A 5,247-nucleotide genomic window follows, 5' to 3' on the forward strand; every position below is an offset into this window, starting at 1 on the left:
ATGAGACTTCTGTTTATTAAGTCACTATTTGTTATTCAACTAAAGCGCCTGTTAGTTGCATAAGGATCAAAACGAATAATTTGTTAAAGGTTCATTCGCTTCTATCTCTGCTTTCATTCTTAGCCATCTCAACTTCTGTTCACCATCTAAAACTTTCCAATTATGCCGTTGGTGAAATACGTTGTAGTATAGCACCCGTACATACTCTAAAAATTTAGGCATGACTTTTAACCACCAAGTATCGATAGTATTTATCTCTTGATAACCTTTTAGGAACGATTCGAGGAACCAAGCCAAGTGATTTTCTAGTGTGTCACTCTTTTGGGTTTGTCGGTTGTATCTAACAATCACCGAATAAATGATAATGGCGATGTCGAAAGCGAACCAATGGTAACAGCTATCATCAAAATCAAATGCCGTAATCTCTCCGCCTTTTGTGACGAACATATTGTGTGCATGAAGGTCACAGTGGATAAGACCGTAGTTTTTATTATCTTTTGGTAATGTCTCTATCCAAATTAACAACTTATTAGCTTTTTGACGAACAATTATTTCTTCCGATGGTAGGTGTTTCATAATATCCATCCAATTTTCCTGTTTCCACTCACGACGTTTCACATCTTGTGGAGGGATATAGGATTGAGTTAACAAGTGCATCTGTCCAACAATGCTTCCCCAATTTCTTAACATTTTCTGGTTCCAATCATCTTCATTAGGGATTTGACCAAGTGCTTCTGTGAACATCGAGGCGTGATAACCATCTCCTACATTTTCAATCCATTTACCTACATTTGACGTGAGTATCTGAGGCACAGAAACACCGTTTTGAAACAGATAGTTCATGAAATGTAGTTCTGCAAACGACTCTTTTTCATTACGCCAATTCTGATGTGTTAAACGTACTATCCGTGAAGGATGACCATTTAGCGCTGGGTATCGATAAACATTATTTACAACGCCACTAATATGAGTAAGCAAATTAAACTTAAGTCCATATGCTTTTGTTGTTGTTTTTAACACACTTTCCTTTACTATTCCATTCATTTTCGTACTTGCCCCCATTTCTAACTATATAAATTCGGTAGTCAAAATGAGAAATCCTTGTTCAACTAAACTGCCTGTTAGCACAAAAAAAAGATCGGCAATACTGCCGATCTTGTTATGCAACTAACGCGCCAGTTAGTTGAAGTGAATCATTCCACAGTAAGGGTAATTGAAGGAGTCATTTGTATAAAGTGTAAGGAGGAACTCTTGAATGAAATGGAGACTTTTTTAAAGGGTTAAAGATATTGAATTCTATATAAAAGGCTTTCAATAATTTTGAATATGTTACATAATCGTTCCATTTATTTATAGAAACAGAAATTAATAATTGTTAGATACTTTTTCAAATGATTCTCTCTTTCTAGCTGTCATCTTTAAATACTTTAAGATATTTGCTACGTTGTTTTCTAAATTTTAAAATAATTAACTCTTGTTTACTCTCTTCGTACTTTATTATGCATAAGCCTAAATGTCTTTTTCTAGTAATTGATTCAACAGAATTTTTTTGAGTTGACTGCGGCGACTTAATTCTACAAAAAGGTATTTTCCTTTACACATTTGCATTAAGAAAAGCAAGAATTTTTAAAAATTGCATTGAATAACGTTTATTTCATTTGGATATTTTATGGAAGTATCATAAATTCAGGAGGTAACACATGAAAGAGTCACGTACCAAGGTATTAAAAATATGCAGGTTAAAAATGTAACAGATCCTGCACTGTTAAAAGACAATGATATTATCGTACGAATTACATCTTCTGCGATTTGTGGTACGGGTCTTCATATTTTCCAAGGTTCATTGCCGCCTCAAATAGACTACGTAATTGGCCATGAGCCAATGGGAATTGTTGAAGAAGCTGGTAAAGATGTAACAAAGGTAAAAACAAGAAGAAAAGCCGTACTCTTCGGAATACGGCTTTTTCCATATAATATATATAAGGAAGTGTAATTACATATATGAAGGTACTTTCAATGATTCAACCTTGGGCCAGCCTTTTCCTTTTTAATGAAGCACAATACGAAACAAGAACATGGAAAACTAAATATCGTGGTCCATTGGCGATTCACACAAGTAAAAAAATAGATAGTAATGTTTGTAATAACAATGCAATTCAGCATTTGCTTAGTAAGCACGAGTTGAATAGTAACAATCTTCCAACCGGCATGATTATTGGTGTCTGTAATCTTATTAATTGTTTAAAAGTAATAGAAGATAATCAAGAAAGTGCAGTATTAGAAGATGGACGTATTGTTTCAGGAAATGACTACTTCTTAGGAGATTTTAGAGTAGGGAATTATATTTGGGAAGTTTCCAATAAAGAAATGTTAACCGATTTTATACCAGCTAAAGGAAAATTAGGTTTATGGGAATACGATATAATTTAGTTGTTTACTTCTGGAAAAACACACTAATAATGCGTTAGCGCTTAACAGTGAATATTTTCAGTATAAAATTTTATTAATTGTATTGTATATATTAAACAAATCTTCTTTGCCGACTATCCTACTATATAGTGAAAAAGAGGATGATTGATTTATGATCATCCCTTTTGTTCTTCCACTAAAGAGCCAGTTAGTTCAATTTGTTATCTATAGTTATCTTTCTTTTCCTCCATTTAATAATAGCAATGATGATTAGACCAATTAACATTATTAGTGTTGGTATTCCTTCAATATAAAAGAATCCAGCCCAATAGGCCCACCATGGACCATAAGGGTCATCGGTTGCCATTCCACCTATAAAGAAAGCCATAGGAAATGCAAGAGCGAATAGTACTGCTCCTGAAATAAGTATACCTTTCCCAACTTCCATTATATCTCTACTCCTTTTTTTTACCAACAAGTAGTTAGTTATTTCTTTTCACTATTTCGTTATAATTATAACACTTTCTTATTCCCCTGAACTGCTCTTCGTGCAATAAAAAAGAACCGCCACAGCAGTTCATCTTTGTTCAACTAACGCGCCAGTTAGTTGAATAAAGATTAAATTCAAATATCTTCATTTATTAATTTTTTAGAACGATCATCGAAATGACTTAAATCTTTTGTATTATAAAGAGTTATAGTTAGTTCTCGTTTATATTCCGAATGATTTAAATGAACATGCTCTTTATTTCCTATAATTATAATCAGTCCCTCTAAATCATCTTTTAACTCAATGGCTTCTTCTTTGGTTAAATATAATATTAAATCTTTTAATGATTTATCATTTTCAGTATCTAATATTCTCATAAATTAACTCTCCTCTTAAATTGAAATCTACTTATATACTCATTTAACTACCAACTTTCTAATATTAAGTAAATATGTACTCCAAATCATTAATTGAACTATCGCATGCGTTAGTTCTATAAGATGGATTGTTTTCTAACCTTATCCGTTAAACCTTCCCATCAAGATAGTATTATAGTAATTCCCGTCAGATAAAATTTTGTCTTGTTTTAAAACACCTTCCACTTCAAAACCATATTTTTTATAAAGCATAATAGCTTTATCATTGGTTTCGAGAACATTCAAAGTTATTTTCTTAATTCCATTTAAGTCTGCCCAATTAACAGATTCTTTTAAAAGGTTTTTTCCTATACTATACCCCCAATATTCTTTTAACACACAGACTCCAAATTCCACTTTATGAGACGTTCTTTTCAATTTGTTCCCTTCACATCTTGAAAAACCTACAATTCTTTCATCAACTTCAGCTATTAAAAATAGGTTACTAATACTTTCTGTATCATCTTTAATTATCTGTTTGAAACCAGATTCATCTATGTACGCCTCGCCTTTTTCTCTGTCTAAATTTTCTGTTTCGCCATCTATTTGTAATCTTACTTCAGACAAGTTTTTCGCATCTTTCTCTATTGCAGACCTTATAGTATAACGTAAATTTTGAATATAAAATTCTTTTTGATTAACTCTCATAACAATGACCTCCCGTTTACAATCTTATAGCTCAGATTTTATTAATCAACCCTTATTTTACCAGATATTCTTATTCAACTAACCGCCAGTTAGTCCAATAAAAAAAGCCACCAATGTAGCCTTTAATTATTGAACTAACGCTCTCGTTAGTTGCATAAGAAACTAATTAGTGGAAATTAATGATAAAAGTTTTTCACCACGCTTTTTATAAGTATTGATGTGTTTTTTGAGTGTTTCATCCTCATTTGATTCTATGATTTTAATTGTATGTCTAACAAAGTTCCAATTTATGCAACCTGATAACCATATAAGTGAAGATAGACGTTCAAAATCATTTTTACTGAGATAATCGTTTGATTGGTAGCCTTTTAAAAAGGCATTGGCAACAATGGAAGACATTTCAGAAGAATATATTCCTTTTGTTCGTGAATACCATTTTATTAGCCAGGCTAAACCTTCGATTCTATCTCCGTAACCAATTGATTCAAAATCGACAATTCCTATTACTTTTTTATCTTTATCCAAAAAATATTAAGTGGATTTAAATCTGATTGAATAATAAATTCATATCGATTTGTCTTGGCATTTGTAATATGATGTTCTGTTAATTCAAGGTATTCCCCACAATTTTTAAGCTTTCCAATGCTATATTGGAAGTTTTTACTTTATTACGAAGATTATCAATAAATATCGTTAGAAATCTCTCCAAATACTTTNNTCCAACTACTTTTATGTAGTTCAGCTTCAATTACTAATGAATCTTTCCCTATCGATTAAGGTTCGAGGGCTTTTTTTATTAATTGGTACATTAATTTTAAGTCTCCTTATAATAATTCAGTTTATTAATTATTCTTCTAATCAGTAAAAAATCCTTTTTTCATCTATTCCTTCTTCAACTATCCTTCCATTTACTTGAATAAGAAAAAGAGCTACCGAGGCAACTCAATGTTATTCAACTACCATGGAAGAACGATAAATACTTCCATTCACTGTGGTGAATCTTAGGATTCATGGTTGGCTAATGCATGCGTTAGTCGCATAAGGAAAAAGTTTATTAATGGTTTCTCCTCGAATATTAATATAATCTGTCTATTGGTCCCAAATATCTCTTATACAACAAAGTTCGTAGACAAGTGGGATAATTCCCAATTGTCTACAAGTCTAAAAAAACCTCTTTTTAAGAGGTTTTTTTTACAAATTTGTCAACATAAGAAAGTGTTTCTTTCAAGTCATCAACATCAATCATAATTTCATCATAAGAATGGTTTTTCAAAACAAGTTTTA

The 5,247-nt window shown here is 31.6% G+C and carries 6 protein-coding genes and 1 pseudogene; 2 read left to right on the forward strand and 5 right to left on the reverse strand.

Annotated elements, in window-relative coordinates; translation table 11 throughout:
* Nucleotides 1–66 precede the first annotated feature (66 nt).
* On the reverse strand, nt 67–1,044 hold the full coding sequence (locus V7056_RS16135; protein WP_499703447.1) for a phosphotransferase enzyme family protein: 978 nt from the start codon (nt 1,042–1,044) through the stop codon (nt 67–69).
* A 688-nt stretch (nt 1,045–1,732) separates the two neighbouring features.
* Between V7056_RS16135 and V7056_RS16140 the strand changes: the two are divergent.
* Nucleotides 1,733–1,978: pseudogene (locus tag V7056_RS16140) on the forward strand (alcohol dehydrogenase catalytic domain-containing protein); the annotation flags it as partial.
* Between the two features lie 23 nt (nt 1,979–2,001).
* Entirely contained in the window at nt 2,002–2,430 is a 429-nt protein-coding gene (locus V7056_RS16145) for an ASCH domain-containing protein (RefSeq protein WP_499703448.1), read from the forward strand.
* A 187-nt stretch (nt 2,431–2,617) separates the two neighbouring features.
* On the opposite strand, the gene V7056_RS16150 is transcribed toward V7056_RS16145, so the two are convergent.
* The 4 genes from V7056_RS16150 to V7056_RS16165 all read right to left on the reverse strand — a co-directional run bounded on the left by V7056_RS16150 (nt 2,618) and on the right by V7056_RS16165 (nt 4,488).
* The gene (locus tag V7056_RS16150) at nt 2,618–2,857 is read right to left on the reverse strand and encodes a hypothetical protein (protein WP_499703449.1); all 240 of its coding nucleotides are present in this window, start codon (nt 2,855–2,857) and stop codon (nt 2,618–2,620) included.
* A 176-nt stretch (nt 2,858–3,033) separates the two neighbouring features.
* The gene (locus V7056_RS16155) at nt 3,034–3,276 is read right to left on the reverse strand and encodes a hypothetical protein (protein ID WP_499703450.1); all 243 of its coding nucleotides are present in this window, start codon (nt 3,274–3,276) and stop codon (nt 3,034–3,036) included.
* 141 nt (nt 3,277–3,417) lie between these two features.
* Nucleotides 3,418–3,963 carry a GNAT family N-acetyltransferase gene (locus tag V7056_RS16160; protein ID WP_499703451.1) on the reverse strand — a complete coding sequence of 182 codons (546 nt, stop codon included), beginning with the start codon at nt 3,961–3,963 and terminating at the stop codon, nt 3,418–3,420.
* 162 nt (nt 3,964–4,125) lie between these two features.
* Nucleotides 4,126–4,488, reverse strand: a complete 363-nt coding sequence (locus V7056_RS16165) for a hypothetical protein (protein ID WP_499703452.1) — start codon at nt 4,486–4,488, stop codon at nt 4,126–4,128.
* Nucleotides 4,489–5,247 lie beyond the last annotated feature (759 nt).

This window comes from Bacillus sp. JJ664, from assembly GCF_036962205.1.
Lineage (GTDB): Bacteria > Bacillota > Bacilli > Bacillales > Bacillaceae_G > Gottfriedia.